At 37.3% G+C, this 24,731-nt stretch carries 18 protein-coding genes and 1 pseudogene; 8 read left to right on the top strand and 11 right to left on the bottom strand.

Going from position 1 to position 24,731, the window contains the following annotated elements:
• Positions 1-120 precede the first annotated feature (120 nt).
• Positions 121-2,043, top strand: a complete 1,923-nt coding sequence (locus O5640_RS06270) for an Rne/Rng family ribonuclease (protein WP_269611515.1) — start codon at positions 121-123, stop codon at positions 2,041-2,043.
• A 2-nt stretch (positions 2,044-2,045) separates the two neighbouring features.
• A complete protein-coding gene (locus O5640_RS06275) occupies positions 2,046-2,633 on the top strand; it encodes a ribonuclease HII (RefSeq protein ID WP_269611517.1) in 588 nt (195 codons plus the stop codon).
• Between the two features lie 21 nt (positions 2,634-2,654).
• Here O5640_RS06275 and O5640_RS06280 read toward each other — a convergent pair whose 3' ends face one another.
• Positions 2,655-3,167 (bottom strand): DUF1997 domain-containing protein, encoded by a 513-nt coding sequence (locus O5640_RS06280; RefSeq protein ID WP_269611518.1) that lies wholly within the window; start codon positions 3,165-3,167, stop codon positions 2,655-2,657.
• 56 nt (positions 3,168-3,223) lie between these two features.
• Between O5640_RS06280 and pheA the strand changes: the two genes are divergently transcribed.
• Positions 3,224-4,054: a prephenate dehydratase gene (gene pheA / locus O5640_RS06285; protein ID WP_269611519.1), complete on the top strand. Its 831-nt coding sequence runs from the start codon at positions 3,224-3,226 to the stop codon at positions 4,052-4,054.
• 1 nt (position 4,055) lies between these two features.
• Here pheA and O5640_RS06290 read toward each other — a convergent pair whose 3' ends face one another.
• The 7 genes from O5640_RS06290 to rpsL form a co-directional block, all read right to left on the bottom strand.
• Positions 4,056-4,988 (bottom strand): methyltransferase domain-containing protein, encoded by a 933-nt coding sequence (locus O5640_RS06290; RefSeq protein WP_269611520.1) that lies wholly within the window; start codon positions 4,986-4,988, stop codon positions 4,056-4,058.
• Between the two features lie 2 nt (positions 4,989-4,990).
• Complete coding sequence (locus O5640_RS06295) at positions 4,991-5,653, bottom strand: LON peptidase substrate-binding domain-containing protein (protein ID WP_269611521.1); 663 nt, start codon at positions 5,651-5,653, stop codon at positions 4,991-4,993.
• A 60-nt stretch (positions 5,654-5,713) separates the two neighbouring features.
• The gene (gene rpsJ, locus O5640_RS06300) at positions 5,714-6,034 is read right to left on the bottom strand and encodes a 30S ribosomal protein S10 (protein WP_009788866.1); all 321 of its coding nucleotides are present in this window, start codon (positions 6,032-6,034) and stop codon (positions 5,714-5,716) included.
• A gap of 120 nt (positions 6,035-6,154) precedes the next feature.
• Positions 6,155-7,354: an elongation factor Tu gene (tuf, locus tag O5640_RS06305; RefSeq protein ID WP_269611522.1), complete on the bottom strand. Its 1,200-nt coding sequence runs from the start codon at positions 7,352-7,354 to the stop codon at positions 6,155-6,157.
• Between the two features lie 41 nt (positions 7,355-7,395).
• On the bottom strand, positions 7,396-9,471 hold the full coding sequence (gene fusA, locus O5640_RS06310; protein WP_269611523.1) for an elongation factor G: 2,076 nt from the start codon (positions 9,469-9,471) through the stop codon (positions 7,396-7,398).
• A 105-nt stretch (positions 9,472-9,576) separates the two neighbouring features.
• Positions 9,577-10,047, bottom strand: a complete 471-nt coding sequence (gene rpsG, locus O5640_RS06315) for a 30S ribosomal protein S7 (protein ID WP_269608916.1) — start codon at positions 10,045-10,047, stop codon at positions 9,577-9,579.
• 47 nt (positions 10,048-10,094) lie between these two features.
• Entirely contained in the window at positions 10,095-10,469 is a 375-nt protein-coding gene (gene rpsL / locus O5640_RS06320) for a 30S ribosomal protein S12 (protein WP_011824478.1), read from the bottom strand.
• Between the two features lie 278 nt (positions 10,470-10,747).
• Between rpsL and gltB the strand changes: the two genes are divergently transcribed.
• Both gltB and O5640_RS06330 read left to right on the top strand, forming a co-directional pair.
• A complete protein-coding gene (gene gltB, locus O5640_RS06325; protein WP_269611524.1) occupies positions 10,748-15,337 on the top strand; it encodes a glutamate synthase large subunit in 4,590 nt (1,529 codons plus the stop codon).
• Between the two features lie 91 nt (positions 15,338-15,428).
• On the top strand, positions 15,429-15,659 hold the full coding sequence (locus tag O5640_RS06330) for a YciI family protein (protein ID WP_269611525.1): 231 nt from the start codon (positions 15,429-15,431) through the stop codon (positions 15,657-15,659).
• A 2-nt stretch (positions 15,660-15,661) separates the two neighbouring features.
• On the opposite strand, the gene lipA is transcribed toward O5640_RS06330, so the two are convergent.
• On the bottom strand, positions 15,662-16,531 hold the full coding sequence (gene lipA / locus O5640_RS06335) for a lipoyl synthase (protein WP_269611527.1): 870 nt from the start codon (positions 16,529-16,531) through the stop codon (positions 15,662-15,664).
• 135 nt (positions 16,532-16,666) lie between these two features.
• The gene (cobJ, locus tag O5640_RS06340) at positions 16,667-18,442 is read right to left on the bottom strand and encodes a precorrin-3B C(17)-methyltransferase (protein ID WP_332299688.1); all 1,776 of its coding nucleotides are present in this window, start codon (positions 18,440-18,442) and stop codon (positions 16,667-16,669) included.
• Between the two features lie 632 nt (positions 18,443-19,074).
• Between cobJ and psaA the strand changes: the two genes are divergently transcribed.
• From psaA to O5640_RS06355, 3 genes and pseudogenes are all read left to right on the top strand, one after another.
• Positions 19,075-21,381, top strand: a complete 2,307-nt coding sequence (gene psaA / locus O5640_RS06345) for a photosystem I core protein PsaA (protein WP_269611529.1) — start codon at positions 19,075-19,077, stop codon at positions 21,379-21,381.
• Positions 21,382-21,402: 21 nt separating this feature from the next.
• Positions 21,403-23,631, top strand: coding sequence for a photosystem I core protein PsaB (psaB, locus tag O5640_RS06350; RefSeq protein WP_269611531.1), 2,229 nt, complete (start codon positions 21,403-21,405; stop codon positions 23,629-23,631).
• An 86-nt stretch (positions 23,632-23,717) separates the two neighbouring features.
• A pseudogene (locus tag O5640_RS06355) lies at positions 23,718-23,898 on the top strand (hypothetical protein); the annotation flags it as partial.
• 270 nt (positions 23,899-24,168) lie between these two features.
• Here the strand turns inward: O5640_RS06355 and O5640_RS06360 are convergent.
• On the bottom strand, positions 24,169-24,696 hold the full coding sequence (locus tag O5640_RS06360; protein ID WP_269611533.1) for a photosystem I reaction center protein subunit XI: 528 nt from the start codon (positions 24,694-24,696) through the stop codon (positions 24,169-24,171).
• Positions 24,697-24,731 lie beyond the last annotated feature (35 nt).

The following is a 24,731-nucleotide window of genomic DNA, read 5'->3' on the forward strand; positions in this document are numbered from 1 at the left end:
AATTCCGAACAGTATTCAAAAATCTCTTTAAGTTTGTTTGGCGTTAAAAATTTCCAAAAGTTCTATTTGCAGTTTTTCTGCTAATCAATTTTTAATAGCTTAAAAAGCTCAACATTGTATATGCCCCAGCGAATTGTTATTGCTGAGCATTTGCGAATTGCCGCTCTGCTCACTGATGAGAGAATAGATGAATTAATAGTGGCTCAAGGTAGCTACCAAATCGGAGATATTTTCTTAGGAACAGTTGAAAATGTTCTTCCAGGAATAGATGCTGCTTTTGTGAATATTGGAGAAAGTGAAAAAAATGGCTTTATTCATGTCAATGATTTAGGTCCACTTAGATTAAAAAAAGGAACTGCAGGAATAACAGAGTTACTTGAACCAAAGCAAAAGGTTTTAGTTCAAGTAATGAAAGAGCCTACGGGTTCAAAGGGACCTAGATTAACTGGAAACATTGCTCTTCCTGGTAGATATCTCGTACTCCAGCCTTATGGACAAGGTGTAAATATTTCTAGAAGAATAGGAACAGAGAGTGAGAGGAATCGACTTAGAGCTTTAGGGGTATTAGTTAAGCCTACAAGCACAGGGCTATTAATAAGGACAGAAGCAGAAGATATTGCTGAAGAATTTTTAATTGATGATCTTGAAAATCTTCTTAAACAATGGGAACTTATTTTACAAGCATCTGAAACTTGTACTCCGCCAATTCTTTTAAATAGAGATGAAGACTTTATCCATAGAATTCTTAGAGATCATATCGGTCAAAATGTTACTCAGATTGTTGTAGATAATACTGAAGCAATTGGCCGAGTCAAAAGTTTCCTTGGCAAGAATAGCAAGGAATTAGCAATAGAATTACATAGTGATTCGCAAAACATATTAGAAAAATATAGAGTAATTACTGCAATTAATGATGCGTTAAAACCAAGGGTAGATCTACCTTCTGGTGGTTATATAATAATTGAGCCAACAGAGGCATTGACAGTAATTGATGTCAACTCAGGTTCTTTTACACGATCTTCAAATTCTAGAGAAACAGTTTTATGGACTAATTGTGAAGCCGCTATTGAAATAGCAAGACAATTAAAATTAAGGAATATTGGCGGGGTAATTATTATTGATTTCATAGATATGGATACAAAAAGAGACCAACTTCAATTATTAGAACATTTCACATCTGGTATTAATGGAGACTCAGCGCGACCACAAATTGCTTCACTTACAGAACTTGGTCTTGTTGAGCTAACTAGAAAAAGACAAGGTCAAAATATATATGAATTATTTGGGAAAAATTCTCCTAATTCCCAAAGTCAAAGTAATCTTCAAAATATTACTATTCAAGATATAAATCCAACAAACTCATCTGAAGTTGGAGTAATTAATTCAACTTTAATCTTAGGGGAGGAAATACAATCATTCCAAGAGAATAATAAAAAAAATAAGCGTATAAATAAAATAAAAGATATAGAAGCAAACATAATTAATGATGAGTATAAATCATCTATAGATAATTCTAAATCTATATCCACAGAAACAAATGGAGAAGATATTCCTAAAGAGAATAATCATAAAAAGCAAGAGAATATAGTAATAGATATAAGTATGAGTGAGAACGAAGAGATGGTTTATAGCTCAATGGGATTAGATCCTATTCTACTTTTAGAGGAACCTCCACTTTCTGAAAACTACACCGTGAACATAATTAGGCCTGGAGCCGAAGCAAGTGAGGAAAATAAGAATGCAATAATTGAGGAAGCTCAACAAAATTTACTAATTAATTCCAATACCAAAAACAAAAAGAATCATATAGATATAATTCGTCTTAAAAATGACACTCCTATTGAGCAAAAGCCAACCAATCCTGAAGAAGCCGAGAATGTCGAGAAAGAAAATACCAATGTAGATCTAGATGCAGATACAAATGAATTAATAAGTATTGAAAACAATCCAATTAATGAAAAGAATGAATTAAGTTCTAATGAATCTCAAGAAGTTAATGATGATCCAAGACGAAAAAGAAGGAGATCGTCCGCTTCTTCTTAAACATGGAAGCTAAAAAACAATTGATTGCAGGAATTGATGAAGTAGGAAAAGGTTGTTTATTTGGCCCAGTTTTAGCTGGAGCTGTAATTTTAAGCGAAGAGAACGAAAGAAATCTATTAAGTCATGGTTTAAAAGACAGTAAAAAATTAAGCCACCGTCAAAGACATAACTTAGTTCCTTTGATAAAAAAAAACTCAACCTCTTGGGCGCTAGGCCAGGCCTCAGCAAGAGAAATTGACAGTATTGGTATCCGAGCGGCTACTGAAAAAGCAATGCTAAGGGCATTACAAAAATTTCCATCTCCACCAGACTTAATTCTTGTTGATGGCATATTACCCATTCGCTTGTGGCCAGGGAAACAAAAGACACAAGTTCGAGGTGAAAGTCATTTCGCCTCAATTGCTGCTGCAAGTGTTCTCGCAAAAGAAACAAGAGATGAACTAATGAAACGACTATCTCTTACATTCAGTCTTTATGGACTAGATAAAAACAAGGGATATGGAACTGATGTTCATAGAACAAACTTAATCAAAGCAGGTCCAACAAAACTCCATCGAAAAAGTTTTCTCTCCAAATTGAAAGTCGATTAATGATTAATATTTATTGTGTAACTAATTTTCTTTGCACCAATTATTGAAATCAACAATTAGCTGCTTCTCAACCCTTGACTTAATTCCTAACAAAATTCCATTTAATATTGATTGCCCAGTTGACTCGAGCATTTTGGGAGGAATTAATCTCAACAATTGAGGCTGACTGACTGTTACACCCAAAAGCGCTTCACCTTCAAGACCTGAGGGTTTTGCCTCCAAAAGCGCATCTAAGGTTAAATCAAAATCTTCAACGAATCCCAATCCATCCAAGTGACTTTCCGTAACATACATTCTGATTTTTCTTTCAGTATTTTCCACACCTATTGATACAACTGGATTTATTTGAAGCTGAAAAACCTTAAAACTAGTGACTTCGTACTTAAAGCTTCCTGGCCCCAAAGGAGTCAATTTTTTAGGATCAAGCATTGCTCCTACAACTCTTTCCTGTTGTAGGAGATAATCAGGTAGTTGCTCCTGATTATCTTGAACAACTAGATCAATTCTTTGTCGTGCTGTAAAGGCAAGAGACATTTTCCAAAACTTGCTCAGTTTGATCTTATCGGCATTTACCCCTTTTTTTTTATCTAATGTCAACTCGAGTGGCCTATCTAGGGCCTAAAGGAACATACGCTGAAAAGGCTGCAAAAGCTCTAGCAGCCTTGGAAAAGCTTGACTCACCAGAGTTCTCTCCATGCAAAGGTTTAATGTCTGTGGTAGATAATCTTGCAAAAAATCTTTGTGAAGCAGCCGTTGTACCCATTGAAAATTCAGTAGAAGGCGGTGTTACAACAACATTAGATTCACTATGGAGACATAAAAATTTATTTATTCATAGAGCCCTAGTACTCCCTATAAAACACTCATTAATGAGCAGCGGATCAATATCAACGATTTCAGAGGTCCTTTCCCATCCGCAGGCTATAGCTCAATGCAGCCAGTGGTTAAACGATAATATTCCCAATGCAGTTCATTTACCAACTAATTCAACAGCAGAAGCGATAAGAATGGTAGAAGGGAGCACATTTAGAGCAGCGATAGGTTCTAAAGATGCCAATGAAAAACTGAATATTCTGGCTTATCCAATTAATGATATTGAGGGGAATTGCACTAGATTCGTTCTTTTAAGTAAGAACAATAATAAAGTAGATGGAAACAAAGCAAGTATGGCCTTTTCACTTAAGTCTAATAGTCCTGGTTCATTACTAAAAGCATTGAATTGCATCGCGAACCTTGGCCTAAATATGAGCAGAATTGAATCTCGTCCTTCTAAAAGAGAACTGGGTGAATATGTCTTTTTTATAGATCTAGATTTAACTAATAATAATAATAAAGATTTTGAAAATATTACTGAAAAGTTATCTCCCCTTTGCAATCAAATAATTAATTTTGGATGCTATTTTGGGTCGGAAGTAGAATAAATTATCCTCTTGATTTGAACACCCCAAATTTCATCAAACCTCTTGAGAAAGACCATCTCATCATCAAAATGGTGGGGATTTCTCTAAATGCCTTAAGTAGAGATCTGAGGCCTAATTTCAATATTGATGAAGGTCTTCTAAACCCTTCATATATAGATTCATTCCAAGATTGAATTGTATATTTAGTCCAATTGGAAGACTCTACAGAACTTCCACAATAAGGACTTTTTAATAAGTTGTTTTTAAATCCTTCAATACTTGAAAATTCAGGATGGGTCCACTGAACTAGTAATTGATTCATAATGAACTTTTCCAATAAATTCAAGGGATGCTTTATTGGATCTCTTTGATTCCAATCTGCAACTGCCAAAACCCCACCGGGTCTAAGGACCCTGAGCATCTCATCAGCATACGTTTGTTTATCAAAAATATGAGGCCCAGCCTCAACGCTCCATACTCCATCAAAGCAACCTTTTTCAAACTTTAAGTCAAGGGCATTCATTACCTCAAACCGACATATATCTTTATTAGCCGTTAGTTCATTTGCTCTTTTGATTTGTTCTTGACTTATGGAAATACCAATCACCTCAAATCCATAGTAATCGGATAATATTCTTGCGCTTCCGCCTATTCCACATCCAACGTCTAAAACCCTTGAGCCTTTTGGTAATTTATTTAAGCCGCTCCAACGAACTAATTCATGAACAAAATCTACCTTGGCTTGCCTAAAGTCTTTTTTTATTCTTGGTTTTTCATAAAAACCAAGATGAATATGATCTCCCCAGAGATTCTCTAATAAACGATCATTAGTCCATGAATCATATGAAGATGCAACGCTATTAACAGACTCATATTTACGACTTTTTCTGAGCCACTGAGTAGTTAAAGTGAGCAGAAAGAAAGTACTAAATATATAAATCAATATCCATTGCATAATTAATTGTTAGCTTGATCAGCGTTTGAGAAAGTATCTTTTAAAGCAGTTCTGGCAGCTAGTTGTCTTCTTGTGTGATCAAGAAGTTCATATTCTCTCTCTAAACGATGGAAAGTATTAGTTAATTCTAATAATTTTTGCTGTTCACTTGCTACCGGACCTCCTAGATGTGCAGCTATCCAAAAAGATAATTCTCTGGGGATATCAGGCAAAGAATCAGGGAGCTCTTTCTCTGATTCAGTCAGTTTTGAAGTAAGTGAAACTACATCCTTCAGAGCAATAGCTACGGAATCCTTTAGTTCCATTAGTTTGATTTGATCTGAAATTTGTTCATCATCAACCCAACTTACTAGCGCGTTAATAAAAGGAGTTTCACTAATAATTTCTAGAATTCGAAATCTTTGCTGTCCAATAGTGACAATGTTACTTCTACCATCTTCTGAAGTTTGATGCTTAATGATCTCAGCACAACAACCAACATCTGCCATTTTTTTTGCAATTGGATCCCATCTAACAACACCAAAACGGCTATCCGATTTCAAAACAGATTGAAGCATCACCCTGTAACGAGTTTCGAAAATATGAAGCGGCAAGTATTCCTGAGGAAAAAGCACAACCTCAGGCAATGGGAAAAGTGGTAGCTCCCTAACTGAAAGTTCGCTCAAAGGGGTATTCCTAATTAAACATATCCTAGATAATCAATCTCTGGTTTGAGAGAAAAAGGTTTAGAGCTTAACTTCTATATCAACTCCGCTAGGAAGGTCCAACTTCATTAGAGCATCTATAGTCTTCGCAGAAGGACTGTAAATATCAATAATTCTTCTATGTGTTCTTGTTTCAAAATGCTCTCTTGAATCTTTATCAACATGAGGTGAACGAAGAACACAATAAATTTTTCTTTTTGTGGGGAGAGGTATCGGACCTATTGCGGAAGCAGCTGTTGTATCTGCAGTCTCAATTATTTTATCGCAAGATAAATCAAGCATTCTTCTATCAAAAGCCTTTAGACGAATGCGTATTTTTTGCTGTGCAATTGCAGTTGACATAATGGGATTACCAAAAGTTAATTAAGTTTTCGAGGTTCTTTTAAGGATGAACTGATTAGTTCATTTGTTTATTAATTTAGAGGATGACCTGAATAAATTACAAGTCATCCTCAGAGACAATTACTCAATAATTTTTGAAACTACTCCTGCTCCAATGGTACGACCACCTTCACGAATTGCGAATCTCATTCCTTGCTCAATAGCTACAGGGGCTATTAATTCTCCGGTCATTTTTATTCTGTCACCGGGCATGACCATTTCAACATTACTCCCATCATCAGATGTAAAAGCTGTAATTTGACCTGTTACATCAGTAGTACGAATATAAAACTGTGGGCGATATCCAGCGAAGAAAGGGGTATGACGACCACCCTCTTCTTTTTTCAATACATAAACTTCACCTTCAAATTTAGTGTGGGGAGTAATTGATCCTTTTTTAACAAGCACCATCCCTCTTTCAATATCTTCTTTTTGAATACCTCTCAAAAGAAGTCCAACATTATCTCCAGCCATACCTTCATCGAGAAGTTTTCTAAACATCTCTACTCCAGTGACGGTAGTAACTCTCGTATCTCTAATACCTACAATTTCGACCTCCTCTCCAACTGTTACTTTTCCTCTTTCAATTCGGCCAGTAGCAACAGTTCCGCGACCAGTAATTGAGAAAACGTCTTCCACAGCCATTAAGAAAGGCTTATCTATTTCACGTTCTGGTTCTGGAATTGAATCGTCAACAGCAGTCATCAATTCATCTATTTTTGTCTCCCAATCTGCTTCTCCTTCAATAGCTTTTAATCCTGAGACTTGAACAACAGGAATATCATCGCCAGGGAAGTCATAACTTGTGAGAAGTTCACGTATCTCCATTTCAACAAGTTCTATCATTTCTTCATCATCAACCATGTCACATTTATTTAGTGCAACAACCAATGCAGGTACGCCAACCTGCTTGGCCAAAAGAATATGTTCTTTTGTTTGTGCCATTGCTCCATCAGTAGCAGCTACAACAAGGATTGCACCGTCCATCTGAGCAGCACCTGTGATCATATTTTTTACATAATCAGCGTGACCTGGGCAGTCAACATGAGCGTAGTGCCTACCATCAGTTTCATATTCAACGTGGGCAGTGTTGATTGTGATACCGCGTTCGCGCTCTTCTGGAGCTCCATCAATTTCAGCGTAATCTTGCGCTTCGGCTTGACCTTTTTTGGCTAAAACCTTTGTGATTGCAGCAGTAAGTGTTGTTTTGCCATGGTCAACGTGGCCAATAGTACCTATGTTGACGTGAGGTTTGTTCCTCTCAAACTTCTCGCGAGCCATTTTTTTTAAAGAATCGGGGGTTGGTTAGTAAATTTTAGAGATCAGGAATTGCCCTGATTCTTGGAGATAATTGCTTCAGCAACATTACGAGGAACTTCCTCGTAGGTGCTGAACTCCATTGAGAAAATACCCCGACCTTGAGTCATTGATCGGAGTTGAGTGGCATAGCCAAACATTTCAGCTAATGGCACTTTTGCCTGGACTTTGGATTGTCCATCTTCGATGGATTGACCTTCAACCTGACCTCGTCTAGAGGACAGATCTCCAATTATAGAGCCTAGGAAGTCCTCAGGCACTTCTACCTCAACTTTCATCATAGGTTCTAGAAGGACAGGATTGCACTTCTTGATTCCATCTTTGAAAGCCATTGAGCCAGCAATTTTGAAAGCCATCTCTGATGAGTCAACATCATGATAAGAGCCATCAACCAATGTAACTTTTACATCAATTAAAGGATAGCCAGCAATGACACCAGACTCACATGTTTCTTTCATTCCTGATTCAGCGGGTTTTATATATTCTTTTGGGACAGACCCACCCACAATTTTATTGACAAACTCAAACCCAGTTCCTGGTTCACCTGGCTCAACTTCAATAACAACATGACCATACTGACCTTTACCACCTGTTTGTCTCGCAAACTTTCCTTCACCTGAAGAGCTGGCTCTGATCGTTTCTCTATAAGAAACTTGAGGTGCTCCAATATTTGCCTCTACCTTAAATTCTCTTAACATACGATCAACCAAAATCTCTAGGTGAAGTTCACCCATACCTGCAATAACTGTTTGATTTGTCTCTTGATCAGTACTTACTCTGAATGTTGGATCTTCCTCAGAAAGAGATGTCAGTGCTTTCCCTAACTTTTCCATATCACTCTTAGTCTTTGGTTCTACCGCAACTGAAATAACTGGCTCGGGAATATATAGCGTTTCAAGAACAATTGCCTCTTCTGAGGAGCATAAAGTATCTCCCGTTGTTGTATTTTTCAGGCCAAGCACCGCTCCAAGATCACCTGCTCTTAATTCGTCAACTTCCTCACGGTCATCAGCTTTCAAAATTATCAACCTAGATATTCTCTCTTTTGCATCCTTAGTTGAGTTAAGAACATAACTTCCTTTTTCAAGGACACCGGAATACATACGAACAAAAGTCAATTTGCCATATGGATCAGCCATTACCTTGAATGCAAGTGCACTAAATGGAGCGCTATCATCAGAAGGCCTAACAGCTTCTTTTCCATTCGGAAGCAAACCCTGAATAGGAGGAACATCAACAGGAGCAGGAAGATAATTGACTACTGCATCTAGCAATAATTGAACGCCTTTATTTTTAAAAGCTGAACCACATAACATTGGTACCAAACCATGTTTAAGAACTCCTTCCCTGATACCAGTTTTGAGTTGTTCAATTGTTAACTCACCATTTTCTAAAAACGCCTCAAGCAATTCTTCCTCAGTTTCTGCTATTGACTCCATTAACTTTGAACGCCAATCAGATACTAAATCAACCATGTCTGAGGGAACATCAGTCTGCTCAATATCTTTTCCAAGATCATCTTTATAAATATATGCTTTGTTTTCTACGAGATCAATAATGCCCTTCAAGTCATTTTCGGCTCCAATAGGTAACTGAATTGGAACAGCATTAGCTTTTAATCTATCTTTGATTTGACCATGGACTTTAAGGAAATCTGCTCCAGTTCTATCCATTTTATTGACAAATACCATCCTAGGTACTGAATACCTATCGGCTTGCCGCCAAACTGTTTCAGATTGAGGCTGTACTCCACCAACCGCACAAAAGACAGCAATTACTCCATCAAGAACTCTCATGGAGCGTTCAACTTCAATTGTGAAGTCAACGTGTCCAGGTGTATCGATGATGTTTATACGGTGATCGTCCCATGTAGTTGAAATCGCCGCAGCTGTAATTGTGATTCCTCTCTCTCTCTCTTGGGCCATCCAGTCAGTGACAGCTGCACCATCATGAACTTCTCCCATCTTGTGAACGACACCTGAATAGAAAAGAATTCTTTCAGTACAAGTGGTTTTACCAGCATCAATATGTGCAGCAATCCCGATATTTCTTATTCGTTCCAAAGGAAAGGCGCGTGCCACAGAAAATACTCCGACTAAAGGGCTTTAAAATGCGCATGGACTCTACAACTAAGCATGCTAAAAAAGAAATATTTTGAGGATTTAAATAGAAAAATTTGACCTAAATCAATAGCGATAATGAGCAAAAGCTTTATTTGCCTCAGCCATCTTATGGGTCTCTTCCCTCTTCCTCACTGCATTTCCAGCTTCATTAGCTGCATCCATAAGTTCTCCAGCAAGTTTTTGAGCCATGCTTCTACCATTTCTTGATCTTGAGAAATTTACCAGCCATCTGAGTGCCATTGCAGTCCCTCTTTCTTGACGGACCTCCATTGGAACCTGATATGTAGCCCCACCAACTCTTCTCGCTCTCACTTCAACAAGAGGTGTGACGTTTTTCACTGCTGTTTCAAATAATTCAATAGGGTCTGAACCGGTTCGCTCGTTAATCAAACCAAAGGCATCAGAAAGAATTTTTTGAGCTGTAGATTTCTTACCATGCTTCATCAAGCGATGGACCATCATACTTGCCAAACGATTATTGAACTGAGGATCAGGGAGAACGGGTCTTTTTTCTGCTGCGTTTCTTCTTGACATGAAATTAAATTTGTATAGGGGGAAAATTCAATGAATCAAAATAAGTTTTATTCCTTTGGAGATTTAGCTCCATATTTTGATCTTGATTGTCTACGGTCTTTAACCCCAGCGGTATCAAGAGTTCCTCTGACTATGTGATATCTAACTCCTGGTAGATCCTTGACTCTTCCGCCTCTCAGCAAAACTACAGAGTGCTCTTGAAGATTGTGACCAATCCCGCCTATATAAGCAGTAACTTCAAATCCTGAAGTTAATCTGACACGAGCAACTTTTCTTAGAGCAGAGTTAGGTTTTTTAGGAGTAGAGGTGTAAACCCTGGTACAAACCCCTCTCCTTTCTGGGCAACCTCGCAAAGCAGGAGATTTTGTCTTTGTTTTTAGAGTCTTTCGCTCTGTTCTAATCAACTGTTGAATGGTTGGCATTAATTTTATATTTGGTCTAGGTTCGACCAGATTCAACAATTCCTCAGATTACTTGGTCAAGCACCCGAATTAGTATTTTTTTTCAATTAATAATTTATTTTTATTCAGGTTTAAGCATAAGAAGCAAATATTTTAAAGAAAGTATTGAATAAAAAACTTAATGGTCGACAAAAATGTTTAAGATGTAACTCTAGAAACTATCAAATCAATCTAATCATCTATTTCCAAGCTTACCGATAGCACTTTTGCAAGAAAAGAAAAATAGTAAGTTAAAAAACATGCATCAACGACTCTCAAGATCAAATTGGCCTTATTGCGATAGCACCTATCCAGATGCCTTCTCTGGGGAAAAAGATTCTTGTGGAGTTGGATTCATAGCTAGCGTCGAAGGGAAACAAAACCATTGGGTCTTATCTCAGGCATTGCGTGGCCTCAGCTGCATGGAGCACAGAGGTGGATGCGGAGGAGATAGCGATTCAGGTGATGGTGCTGGGATTTTATGTGAAATTCCATGGTCATATTTAAAGCAAGTCTGGGAAACAGCTAAACAATGCGAGTCCCAATTCTCTGGGATAGGTATGATTTTCATGCCGAAAGATTCAAAGAATAGAGGTATTGCTAGAAAAATATGTGAGCAGGAAGCAGAGTATTTAGGGTTAATCTCTCAAGGATGGAGAGATGTTCCTGTTGATGATGAAGTTTTAGGCAAACTTGCAAGAGAGAATGAACCTTTTATTACACAATGGTTAGTTGAAATCAAAGATAAAGAAATTAATCTTGAGGCTTTACTTTTTAGATTAAGGCAAAGAATTTCAAATCGAGCAAATATAGAATTAAAGGAAGATAAATTAGGTCTCTATATATGCTCTTTAAGTAGCAAAACAATTGTATATAAAGGGATGGTCAGATCTGAAATATTGGCTCCTTTTTATACAGATTTAAAGGACGATAGATTCGAAGTTTCATACGCGGTTTACCATAGAAGGTTCAGTACAAATACTTTACCAAAATGGCCACTAGCTCAACCCATGCGACTCTTAGGACATAACGGAGAAATAAATACATTACTAGGAAATATAAATTGGGCAAAAGCAACTGAAACAGATATAAGTTCAGTATGGGAAAACAAAGCAAATGATCTAAAACCGATTGTTAATAATTTATTTAGTGATTCAGCTAATCTTGACCTCACTCTTGAACTATTAGTTCGAAGTGGTCGTCCTATAACTGATAGCTTATTAACACTTATACCAGAGGCTTTTAGAGATCAACCTGAATTAATAAATAAACCTGATATAACTGCTTTTTATGAATATGCAGCAGGAACTCAGGAACCATGGGATGGACCTGCATTAATAGTTTTTACTGATGGAAGAAATATAGGAGCAACATTAGACAGAAATGGACTTAGACCAGCTCGTTATTGCATCACTAAAAATGGCTATGTTGTGATGGGTTCTGAAACAGGTGTTGTTGAATTAGATGAGAATCAAATCCAAGAAAAGGGTCGACTGGGTCCAGGACAAATGCTAGCAGTAGATTTAGAAAAAAAGAGAATTTTACGAAACTGGGATGTCAAAGAAGAGTCAGCGAGCAGATATCCATACTTAGATTGGTTAAAAGCAAATCGAATCAACCTTAACAACCAAAATTGGGAAATAAATAATAAATTTAACAAGCAAGAGTTATTGCAGCAACAAGTCGCATTTGGATTTAGTGCAGAAGATTTTGATTACATAATTAATAGCATGGCAGCAAATGCAAAAGAACCAACTTATTGCATGGGAGATGATATCCCGCTAGCCATACTTTCTAACAAGTCACATATTCTTTATGACTATTTTAAGCAAAGATTTGCACAAGTCACTAATCCACCAATTGATCCTCTTAGAGAAAAACTTGTTACCAGCCTAGAGATGCATCTTGGTGTTAGACAAGCACCATTATCTCCAAAAGCAGACTCAGCAAGACTAATACATATTAAATCACCAATCATCAATGAAAAAGAATTAACTTCAATAAAAAAATTAGGCCTTAATTACAAGGAAATATCCACATTAATTCCTATTACTAATGATGAATTAAACTTAAACAAAGGTCTTAGAAATCTATGCCAAGAAGCAGAAGACAGTGTAATTAATGGTGAAGAAATACTAATCCTTTCAGATAGAAATATTAATCGAGAAAAATCCTACATACCTCCTCTTCTCGCTGTTGGTGCAGTTCATCATCACTTACTTAAAAAAGGACTAAGGCTAAAAACATCGATAATTATAGATACAGCTCAATGCTGGAGTACTCATCACATAGCTTGTCTGATTGGATATGGAGCAAGTGCAATTTGTCCTTGGTTGACTTGGGAAACGACTCGCCATTGGTGGCAATTACCTAAAACACAAAAACTTTTTTCCGATGGGAAGTTATCTAATTCATCTATAGAAATTGCTCAATCAAATGTTAAGAAATCAATGGAAGATGGATTAAGAAAAATACTTTCAAAAATAGGAATCTCTGTTCTAGCAAGTTATCACGGAGCACAAATCTTTGAAGCTATTGGTATCGGCGCAGATTTAATTGATTTAGCTTTCAAGGGAACAACAAGTCGGATAGCAGGACTAACTCTGAAAGAATTATCAATCGAGACAATTTCATTTCATAAAAAAGCTTTCCCAGAACTTGCACAAAAAAAACTTGATTTTAATGGATTTGTTCAATATCGAAATAGTGGAGAATTTCATTTAAATAATCCAGAAATGTCAAAAATCCTGCATGCTGCAGTGAAAGCTGGTCCTGGATATGACCACTTCAAAACTTATCAACAACTTCTAGAAACTCGTCCCGCTACTACCCTAAGAGATCTTCTTACATTTAAGACAACTACCCAGCCTTTACCTCTAGATCAAATAGAGAGTGTTGAGAGTATTTGTCAAAGATTTTGCACTGGTGGAATGAGTCTAGGTGCCCTATCGAGGGAAGCGCATGAAGTTCTTGCAATAGCAATGAATAGAATTGGAGGAAAAAGTAATAGTGGTGAAGGAGGAGAAGATCCTGATAGATTCAAGGTCCTCGAGGATGTTGATGAAAATAATCAATCAAAAACTTTACCCAATCTCAAAGGACTGGTAAATGGAGATACCGCATGTTCTGCAATTAAACAAATTGCGTCTGGCCGATTTGGGGTAACCCCTGAATATTTAACTAGCGGTAAGCAATTAGAAATTAAAGTGGCCCAAGGTGCAAAGCCTGGAGAGGGAGGTCAATTACCTGGACCGAAGGTTGATGAATACATAGCAAAGCTTCGTAATAGCAAGCCTGGAGTAGCTCTTATTTCTCCTCCTCCACATCATGATATCTACTCCATAGAAGATCTTGCCCAACTTATTCATGACTTACATCAAATAAATCCAACCGCAAAAGTCAGTGTGAAATTAGTTGCTGAAATAGGCATTGGCACAATCGCAGGCGGAGTAGCAAAAGCCAATGCTGATGTCATCCAAATTTCAGGACATGATGGAGGGACAGGTGCATCTCCTCTTAGTTCAATTAAACATGCTGGTTTGCCATGGGAACTTGGATTAACGGAAGTTCATCGATCTTTATTAGAAAATGGTCTTCGCGAAAGGGTTTTATTAAGAGCTGATGGAGGTCTCAAGACAGGATGGGATGTCCTTATTGCCGCTTTACTCGGAGCGGAAGAATATGGTTTTGGAACAGTCGCAATGATTGCTGAAGGTTGCATAATGGCGAGGATTTGCCATACAAATAAATGTCCAGTCGGTATTGCAACACAACAAGAAGGTCTAAGGAAAAGATTCCCTGGATTACCAGAACATGTAGTTAACTTTTTTATCTTCGTAGCTGAGGAAGTAAGACAATTAATGAGCCAAGTTGGAGTAGCAAAAGTTGAGGATCTTATTGGAAGAACAGATCTATTAATCCCAAGAAAGCTAGACTTAACAAAAACAAAAGAAGTTGACCTATCTAGCCTTCTCAAACCTTTAGATAACTCAACAGATCGTTCATGGTTGAGACACGAAATACAAGCTCATAGCAATGGAGAAGTTATTGAAAATGCCCTACTCAAAGATGTAGAGATTTCTAATGCAATTCAAACGCAGGGAAGGATTACGAAAGAAATTCCCATTATTAATACAGATAGAAGTGTTTGTGCACGAATCTCTGGAGAAATAGCTAAAAAATATGGAAATAAAGGTTTTAATGGGAATTTAAATTTGATATTTAAAGGTTCAGCTGGGCAAAGTTTTGGAGCATTTATTTTAAAAGGAATGAATATTTCTTTAATAGGAGAAGCTAATGATTATGTTGGGAAAGGCATGAATGGAGGTTCCATTACGATTATTCCAGAAATTGTTAATGACACATCTAGCACTCAGGTAATACTTGGCAATACATGTCTATATGGAGCAACTGGTGGAAAATTATTCGCCCTTGGAATAGCAGGAGAACGATTTGGTGTTCGAAATAGTGGAGCTCATGCTGTTATCGAAGGAGCGGGGGACCATTGTTGCGAATATATGACTGGAGGTGTAGTTGTTGTGCTTGGAAAAACTGGAAGAAACCTAGGAGCGGGAATGACAGGAGGCATAGCTTTTATTATTGACAAAAAAAATCAACTTGACTTAAGAATGAATAAAGAAATTGTTGAGGTCCATGATCTAACTTCTACTAATCAAGAACAATTCTTAAACGACTTAATTATTGAGTATCATCAGAAAACTAAAAGTCCTTTAGCTCAAAAGATTCTCTCAGACTGGTCTTCATGGAAAAAGTTATTTAAGATAATTGTTCCTCCAAGCGAAAAAAATAAATTAGGTATTGAGGAAGCGCTGGAGAAAGCGACAATATAGACAAACAATAATGCCTATATTCATCAAGACAGAGAAGTTTAAAGATAAAACCTTAGAATTATCTAAAATTGAAAGGAAAAAATTCTTATTTATGCATAAAGAATGGGTCAAAGATATTACCAATTCAGGCCATTACATTCGCAGTGGATATTTAATAAATGAAAAAAAGATGCCCGGCGGGGGAGGTTTATTAATTCTTGAAGCGAAGGATTATTTAGCAGCAAAAAAGATCATAGAAAATGATCCCATGATTCAACATAATTTAGTTATCTGGGATCTTCAAGAATGGATTTCAATTGATGGAAGTAAACCAGAGTTTTGAAATCATCTTGGATGAGACATCATTAATTTTTTAACTTCTCCTGCGTGATAACTACTTCTAGTTAATGGTGAACTAATGACCTGCAAAAAACCTAAATTATTTTCTCCCTCAAAACGGTAATTATCAAATTGAGAAGGAGATACAAATCTATTAACAGGTAAATGTTTTGGCCCTGGTGATAAATATTGGCCAATAGTTACTATATCAACTTTATTGATATGCAGATCATAAAGAACACTAAAAATCTCTTCATCTGTTTCCCCTAATCCAGCCATTAAGCCTGATTTTGTATACACTCTTGGCCAACCTTCACGAACTCTTTTTAATAATTCCAAAGACCTTTCATATTTTCCTTGAGGTCTGACTCGTGGATATAGCCTTGGAACTGTTTCTATATTGTGATTTAGTACGTTCGGAGCGGCATCCAAAATAACTTTCAAAGCATCCCAATTACCGCAAAGATCTGGAATTAAAACTTCAATAGAGGTGAAAGGGGATTTGCTTTGAACCGCCTTAATACATTTCAAAAATTGACTAGCGCCACCATCTTCTAAATCATCACGATTGACGGAAGTTATAACGACATGAGTTAAGCCCATCCTAGAAACAGCTTCACCTAAACGATCAGGTTCTGATGGATCTAAAAGCCTTTTCGAATTATCAAATGAGATATCGCAATAAGGGCATTTTCTTGTGCAGGCAGGGCCCATTATTAAAAAAGTAGCAGTACCTCCTGCAAAACATTCTCCAATATTTGGGCAACTTGCTTCCTGACAAACTGTATTGAGTTTTAAATCAACTAATAGATCAGCAACATTACCAATCCTCTCTTGCTGTGGTGCCTTAACACGTAACCAGTCTGGTTTAAGCAAAGCTCTTTTAATAACAAACTAACTTTAGAAAGAATTTTCAAATTGACTTGATTTTTTAACTTCTTCTAAACTTGATCACTACAAATAAGCTTAAAACAAGGTATTCATTTTTTTTTCTAGTAAACAAAGAAAAAATTAATTAGAGAAATAACCTCTTGGCGTTAAAAATCTATTGTTTTTTATGACACTCTGACTATTACCAATGACCAAAATAGTCAGCATATCGACCTTATCAAATGGCAAGGTTTCGAGAGTATGTATTTCTATACTTTCACCTGGTCTCCCAAGCTCTCTAGCCATAGCAACAGGGGTGCATGGTTTGCGAACTTCAATCAATAAATCAAAAGTCTTTTTTAACTGCCAATCACGTTTTTTTGATTTTGGATTAAATATTGCGATAACAAAATCACCTATCGCTGCACTTTTTATTCTCTTCTCAATTTGATCCCACGGAGTCAAAAGATCACTTAAAGAGATAGAACAAAAATCATGCATAAAAGGGGCACCTAATTTTGCAGCAGCCATCTGAAAAGAGCTGATACCTGGATGAACTTGAAATAAAGGCCTTGAATCCATCTTTTCATTCAGCCAAAGTTCAAGGGCTAATCCTGCCATTCCATAAATTCCACTGTCGCCAGATGAAATAAGAGCAACCCTTACTCCCTCTTTTGCAAGATCAAGAGCATATTTACATCGATCTTTTTCAAAAGTTAATTCTGAATCAATACGCACCTGATCAGGACGACGAATTGAATCCAAATAATTTAAGTAAGGGGTATAACCGATCCAAGCAGAGCATCTAGATAAAGCTCGACGTGAATCAGAAGTAAGCATTTCCAAGTCTCCGGGTCCACTGCCAATTAAATGCAATTCACCTTTATGAGGTGCAAAGGGAGTTGACAACTCAACCAATGCAATTGTTACAGCCCCAGACTCATCTTCATTAGAATAATAGATTTTTTTTTCTTGTATTAACCTTCCAGATTGATCTCCTAACAAAATTGCTGCTGCTTCAGCGACTGAGGCAGTTCCCATTTCATTCAACACAACATTTGAAGGAGTTGGCACATTGACTTGTGAAAGCTCAAGGGCAGTAAAAAAATAAATTGGCCATTCATTTTTTTTTGAAAAATTCAATAATCCTATTTCATCATTTTTTTTATCGATAGTTGCTAAACCAGAGATTGAAAGAAGTGATAAGCCATTTTTGTTCAAAGACTCATTAATTGCTCTTTGAATGACCTTTTCATCTGTATTTCTCTCACAGCCAAGTCCAATTATTATTGTCGGTGGATGCCATGAACATATATTCCTATTTTCATGGCCTATATATAAGTCGATATTTTTGAAAGATATTGGATCATTTTTCTCTAAAAAAGAAAGACTGGAACAACCGTTTAATTTCTGCCACAATTTTGATCCTTTGGCTTGAAAGACAATGTTTTTTTGTTCTTTAGACTGACTAATCATTAACTTTCGCCAATCGACATTACCTCCTCCTCTTTTCCAACCCCATCCTTCACCAAAACAATCCAAAGGGATTCTTCTTTCTGTAAATGAATCTGAGGTGCATATCACTTCGGCTTCTAAAGCAGCTGCCAACTCACTAGCGAAACGATCTCCCCCTTGCCTATGACCTCCTAAAAGAGTAATAACATTTTTAGCTTTTGAATCCATTACAAGTATTGATGGATCATTTTCTTTAGATTTAACGAAAGGAGATATGAGCCTTACTACAACGCCGATTGAACCCAAAAAAATTAATTTATTATTGTTCTGCCAATGATCTTTTAAAAAATCAATTGGTGAGGACTCAAGTAAACCTTCAATTTTTTTTTCTAAAGAAAGATATGAACCATTAGATATAAAAATTTGATCTACATGTTTGCTTGCTTGTAATCTCTCAAGCAAAGGCAAAGAGCTTATAGAAAATCCAAATGCAATCCTTTTTGGAGTTTTGACTAATGTTTTTTCCAGAACGAGAGCTAAATTAAATTTTTTATTTATCTACATCAAGTTAGCCTCTTAAAGAAAGCTTTAGTTAAAATCAAAAACCGAGAAATAGTCTTTAAACAAATTGACTTAATCAATAAAAAGATCTCATCGAGAAACCAATTAGTATTTATGCCTAGCCATTAATATCTAATTAAACTTTCCGAAGCCAAGAAAGCATACATAACAATTGTTTTCGCCAATCAATGGCTAGAAGCTGCAGCACTCCTAAACCTAAATAACTTTTTTCTTGCACTCCACTACGTGCAAAGATTTACTAATTAAGAAAAACCATGGATTCAATGACCACTTAAGAATAAAAGTGTAGAACATTTGTTACATGCTTCCGTAGTAACTGACTGTCTACTTTATGCTTATGACATAACCCTTAAATAGGTTTTCAAGTAACTTCAAAGGTAGGTCTTGAATTCCTAAAATCTTTCACCAAGTAATCCCACTTCATAAGTAGAATTACTCATTAAAGATTTCACCCTAGTCTTCCAAAGATTAGGCCCCCCAAACCTCGATCACATTCCTGAAGGAATCACTCGATGACCATTAGCCCACCAGAAAGAGAACAAAAAAAAGAACCAGTTCTCGATAAACCTATCGAAACTGATGCAATCCCTGTAGATTTTTCCAAGCTTGACAAGCCTGGTTTTTGGTCAAAATCCCTTGCCAAAGGGCCAAAGACTACTACATGGATATGGAATCTTCATGCAGACGCGCATGATTTTGATACCCATGTTGGAGATCTCCAAGAAACAAGTAGAAAAGTATTTTCTGCTCATTTTGGCCATCTAGCAGTCATCTTTATTTGGATGAGTGCAGCTTTTTTCCATGGAGCTCGCTTTTCTAATTATTCTGGCTGGCTCTCTGACCCAACTCATGTCAAGCCAGGAGCACAAGTGGTTTGGCCAATAGTTGGTCAAGAAATGCTTAATGCAGATTTAGGCGGTAATTATCACGGCATTCAGATCACTTCTGGAATTTTTCAGATGTGGAGAGGCTGGGGAATTACAAATGAAACCGAGCTCATGGCTCTAGCTATTGGCGCCCTACTAATGGCAGCCATAATGTTGCACGGTGGCATATATCACTATCACAAAGCCGCTCCCAAGCTTGATTGGTTCAGGAATCTTGAGTCTATGCTCAATCACCACATAGCCGGTCTAGTTGGTTTGGGTTCGATTGCTTGGGCTGGACATTGCATTCACATAGGTGCCCCAACTGCAGCGCTTATGGATGCAATTGACGCAGGGAAACCTCTAGTTATTGATGGCATTCCAATTGCTTCAATTGCTGATATGCCTCTCCCCCACGAGCTTTGCAATCCTGCTATTGCTAGTCAAATATTTCCTGGTCTTGCTGGAAGAACAGTTGAAAATTTCTTTACGACTAATTGGTGGGCGTTTAGTGATTTCCTAACTTTTAAAGGTGGTCTAAATCCTGTTACGGGTAGTCTATGGATGACAGATATTTCACATCATCATTTAGCTTTTGGAGTTCTAGCTGTATTTGGAGGTCATCTATACAGAACAATGTTTGGCATTGGACATAGTTTAAAAGAAATATTAGATAATCATGCTGGAGATCCAATTCTTTTCCCTGCCCCAAATGGTCATAAGGGAATTTATGAGTTTTTAGCTAATAGTTGGCATGCTCAGCTTGGTTTAAACCTTGCAATGATTGGCTCATTGAGCATCATTATTTCTCATCACATGTATGCGATGCCTCCATATCCTTACTTGTCGATTGATTACCCAACCGTCTTGGGTCTTTTTACACATCACATGTGGATAGGCGGATTATTCATTGTTGGTGCAGCAGCTCATGCTGGTATTGCAATGATTAGAGACTATGACCCAGCTGTTCATATTGATAACGTTCTAGACAGAATCTTGAAAGCAAGAGATGCATTAATTAGTCATCTGAATTGGGCTTGCATGTTCTTAGGTTTCCATAGTTTTGGTCTTTATATTCATAACGATGTAATGCGTGCGTTAGGAAGACCTGCAGATATGTTCAGTGATACTGGAATTCAACTTCAACCTGTTTTTGCTCAATGGATTCAAAACATTCATCATTCAGCTGCTGGTTCTACCACTCTTGCTGGTGCGAATGTAAACCTTCAAAGTGGTTTAGTTAGCGAGGTCTTTAATGGTTCAGTAAGTCAAGTTGGTGGAAAAATTGGAATCGCTCCTATACCTTTAGGAACTGCTGATTTCATGATTCACCACATCCATGCTTTCACTATCCACGTAACCCTTCTGATTCTTCTAAAGGGAGTTTTATTCGCAAGGAGCTCCAGACTAATTCCTGACAAAGCGAATCTTGGATTTAGATTCCCATGTGATGGACCAGGACGAGGAGGTACATGCCAAGTTTCATCTTGGGATCATGTTTTCCTTGGTTTGTTCTGGATGTATAACGGCTTATCAGTAGTTATCTTCCACTTCTCATGGAAAATGCAAAGTGATGTATGGGGACTTACAGGAGGAAACTTTGCTCAAAGCTCCATAACTATTAATGGATGGCTTAGAGATTTCCTCTGGGCTCAGTCATCACAGGTCCTTACAAGTTATGGTCAACCCATAAGTATGTACGGTTTGATGTTCTTAGGAGCACATTTCGTTTGGGCATTTAGTCTTATGTTCCTATTCAGTGGCCGTGGTTACTGGCAAGAATTATTTGAGTCAATTATTTGGGCTCATAATAAACTTAAGTTAGCACCAACTATTCAACCAAGAGCTTTATCTATCACTCAAGGTCGTGCAGTAGGAGCAGCTCATTTCCTTCTAGGAGGAATTGCTACAACTTGGGCCTTCTTCCACGCTCGCTTAATCGGTCTCGGCTGACCCTCTCTGATCTTTTATAAAATGGCAACTAAATTTCCATCTTTTAGTCAGGGTCTTGCTCAAGACCCTACAACCAGAAGAATCTGGTACGGCATAGCTACCGCTCATGACTTCGAAAGTCATGACGGTATGACAGAGGAACAGTTATATCAAAAACTCTTCTCTACTCATTTTGGTCACTTAGCCATCATTGGTCTTTGGGTGGCAGGAAATCTTTTTCACGTTGCTTGGCAAGGAAACTTTCAGCAATGGGTTCTAGATCCAACTCATACTCGTCCAATTGCTCATGCAATTTGGGATCCTCATTTTGGTCAAGGTCTCACTGATGCTTTGACCCAGGCAGGAGCAACTTCTCCAGTAAATATTGCTTACTCAGGCTTATACCACTGGTGGTACACAATTGGCATGAGAACTAATGAGCAGCTTTTCCAAGGTGCAATCTTTATTAACATTCTTGTCTGCTGGTTATTGTTTGCTGGATGGCTTCATCTTCAACCTAAATACAGACCATCTTTAGCATGGTTTAAAAATGCAGAATCTCAATTAAATCATCACCTAGCTGTTCTTTTTGGATTTAGCAGTATTGCTTGGACTGGTCATTTAATTCATGTAGCTATCCCTGAGTCAAGAGGAATACATGTTGGCTGGGATAACTGGTTAACTGTTATGCCTCATCCAGAAGGTCTAACTCCATTTTTCTCTGGAAATTGGGGGGCTTATGCTCAAAACCCTGATTCACTTGATGCAGTTTTTGGAACTACTCAAGGAGCTGGTACAGCTATATTTACATTCTTAGGTGGACTTCACCCTCAAAGTGAATCCCTTTGGCTAACAGATATTGCTCACCATCATTTGGCTATAGGAGTTGTATTTATAATTGCAGGTCATATGTATAGGACTAACTTTGGTATTGGCCATAGTCTTAAAGAAATTGTTGAGGCACATAACACTAGTCACCCTAAAGATCCACATAAGGGTTATTTCGGTATAAAGCACAATGGACTTTTCGAGACAGTTAATAACTCACTCCATATTCAACTTGGACTCGCGCTTGCTTCTTTAGGTGTAGCTTGTAGTTTGGTCGCCCAGCATATGGGTGCTCTTCCTTCATATGCATTTATTGCAAGGGATTACACAACTCAGTCGGCTCTATATACCCATCATCAATACATAGCTATGTTCTTGATGGTTGGTGCGTTCTCTCACGGAGCAATTTTCTTTGTCAGAGATTATGATCCAGAACTTAATAAAGATAATGTATTAGCCAGAATCCTTAGTACAAAAGAAGCATTAATTAGCCACTTAAGTTGGGTAACAATGCTTTTAGGCTTCCATACTCTTGGAATATATGTACACAATGATGTAGTTGTAGCCTTTGGCACCCCCGAAAAGCAGATTCTTATTGAACCAGTATTTGCTCAGTTTGCTCAAGCTGCAAGCGGTAAAATGATGTATGGCTTTAATGCCTTATTGGCTAATGCATCTAGTTCTGCGTCAATAGCTGCAAGCACCATGCCAGGAAACCATTACTGGATGGATATGATTAATAGACAAGATGCTCTTACAAATTTCTTACCTATAGGACCTGCAGATTTCTTGGTTCACCATGCAATTGCATTAGGACTTCATACAACTGCTTTGATTCTTATAAAGGGTGCTCTTGATGCGAGAGGAACAAAACTAATTCCAGATAAAAAGGATTTAGGATTTGCTTTCCCTTGTGATGGACCAGGCCGTGGTGGTACTTGTGATAGTTCTTCTTGGGACGCTACTTATTTAGCAATGTTCTGGGCCTTAAATACTATTGCCTGGATTACCTTCTATTGGCATTGGAAACATCTAGCAATTTGGATGGGTAATACAGCTCAATTCAATGAATCTGGTACCTATTTAATGGGTTGGTTTAGAGATTATTTATGGCTAAATAGTTCTCAGTTAATCAATGGATACAACCCATTTGGTGTAAATGCTTTATCTCCCTGGGCTTGGATGTTCTTATTTGGTCATCTTATTTGGGCGACTGGATTTATGTTCCTGATCTCTTGGAGAGGTTATTGGCAAGAACTTATTGAAACTCTTGTTTGGGCTCATCAAAGAACTCCAATAGCTAATTTAGTTGGTTGGAGAGACAAGCCTGTTGCATTATCAATTGTCCAAGCAAGATTAGTTGGTTTAACACATTTCACAGTTGGAAACTTTGTAACCTTTGGAGCATTTGTTATCGCATCTACTTCAGGTAAATTCGGATAAATCTCTAACAATCTTCAAGTAAAAAGAACACTGTCTTTAAAAGCAGTGTTCTTTTTTTATGGAAACAAATATTTATGAGATTATCTATAGAAACTCTTGTTTGGGCTCATCAAAGGACTCCAATAGCTAATTTAGTTGGTTGGAGAGACAAGCCTGTTGCATTATCAATTATCCAAGTAATTAGTTGGTTTAAAACATTTCACAGTTGGAAACTTTATAATCTTTGGAGAATATGTTATCGCATCTACTTCAGTTAAGTTCGGATAAATCTCTAACAATTGTCCAGCAAAAACACTTTATTTATAACTAGTTTTTTGCTGGAAATAATAATTATTAGATTAATTATTCATCTTTGCAAGCAAAATAGTTCCATTTAATATCAAGAAATTAGACTTAGAACAATAGACAAAACCAAATAAATTAGTCTCAGTTGAAGCTTTTGACAAATATCAGCCAATTGAAGTGAATCATTTAGAAAATAAAAAAGCCCCTTCAGTAAGGGGCTTTTTTATTTAAAATTATTGTGGAAAAGATTTTTTAAGCTCCTAGTAAATGATATTCCTTAATCAAAGGAAGAACGGTATCTAGATGCAAAGTACCAATAAGCAACCATGCAAAAACGACACCTCCCGTGCCTCCTAGCCAAAAACCATTTGTAAAATCACTCCATCCTGCTCTAGTAAATAAATCAGAAGGAGGGTTAGATACTGTTGCATCAGGAGGCTGGACATTAGGTGCCTTACCAGCAGCATTATAAAGAATAAAAAGAGCAGTCAATATTTGAATAGCTCCCACACCGCCAAGCAAACCTGCAGTTAAAGCAAAATCCGTATTCCTAAGAGGCCCTGTCATAGAAAAAGGACCAAAAAGTAAATAACCAAAAATTGCTCCTGTTTCTAAACCCCTGAAGTTTGGAGATAGGCCCTCCCTATAGACAGGAAGATTATTTATAACCATCTTTGTAAACCAACCACTATTGACTGGGGTTTGAAGATTGCCAACAGTCGGGTCTGAGACTGTTTTCACAGCCCACTTTTGCATAAGTGTTTCTTGAGATTTAGTCATGAGCTAAAAAAATTGGTAGAAAATTTAAATCTTGA

Source organism: Prochlorococcus marinus str. MIT 0912 (assembly GCF_027359595.1).
Classification (GTDB): Bacteria; Cyanobacteriota; Cyanobacteriia; order PCC-6307; family Cyanobiaceae; genus Prochlorococcus_B; species Prochlorococcus_B marinus_C.

Coding starts and splice junctions, on each gene's coding strand:
- O5640_RS06290 (WP_269611520.1), bottom strand. CDS start 4,988: ATGCAATGGATATTGATTTATATATTTAGTACTTTCTTTCTGCTCACT.
- rpsL (WP_011824478.1), bottom strand. CDS start 10,469: ATGCCAACCATTCAACAGTTGATTAGAACAGAGCGAAAGACTCTAAAA.
- psaA (WP_269611529.1), top strand. CDS start 19,075: ATGACCATTAGCCCACCAGAAAGAGAACAAAAAAAAGAACCAGTTCTC.
- O5640_RS06360 (WP_269611533.1), bottom strand. CDS start 24,696: ATGACTAAATCTCAAGAAACACTTATGCAAAAGTGGGCTGTGAAAACA.
- psaB (WP_269611531.1), top strand. CDS start 21,403: ATGGCAACTAAATTTCCATCTTTTAGTCAGGGTCTTGCTCAAGACCCT.
- O5640_RS06280 (WP_269611518.1), bottom strand. CDS start 3,167: ATGTCTCTTGCCTTTACAGCACGACAAAGAATTGATCTAGTTGTTCAA.
- O5640_RS06270 (WP_269611515.1), top strand. CDS start 121: ATGCCCCAGCGAATTGTTATTGCTGAGCATTTGCGAATTGCCGCTCTG.
- pheA (WP_269611519.1), top strand. CDS start 3,224: ATGTCAACTCGAGTGGCCTATCTAGGGCCTAAAGGAACATACGCTGAA.
- O5640_RS06330 (WP_269611525.1), top strand. CDS start 15,429: ATGCATAAAGAATGGGTCAAAGATATTACCAATTCAGGCCATTACATT.
- rpsG (WP_269608916.1), bottom strand. CDS start 10,047: ATGTCAAGAAGAAACGCAGCAGAAAAAAGACCCGTTCTCCCTGATCCT.
- gltB (WP_269611524.1), top strand. CDS start 10,748: ATGCATCAACGACTCTCAAGATCAAATTGGCCTTATTGCGATAGCACC.
- rpsJ (WP_009788866.1), bottom strand. CDS start 6,034: ATGTCAACTGCAATTGCACAGCAAAAAATACGCATTCGTCTAAAGGCT.
- O5640_RS06275 (WP_269611517.1), top strand. CDS start 2,046: ATGGAAGCTAAAAAACAATTGATTGCAGGAATTGATGAAGTAGGAAAA.
- tuf (WP_269611522.1), bottom strand. CDS start 7,354: ATGGCTCGCGAGAAGTTTGAGAGGAACAAACCTCACGTCAACATAGGT.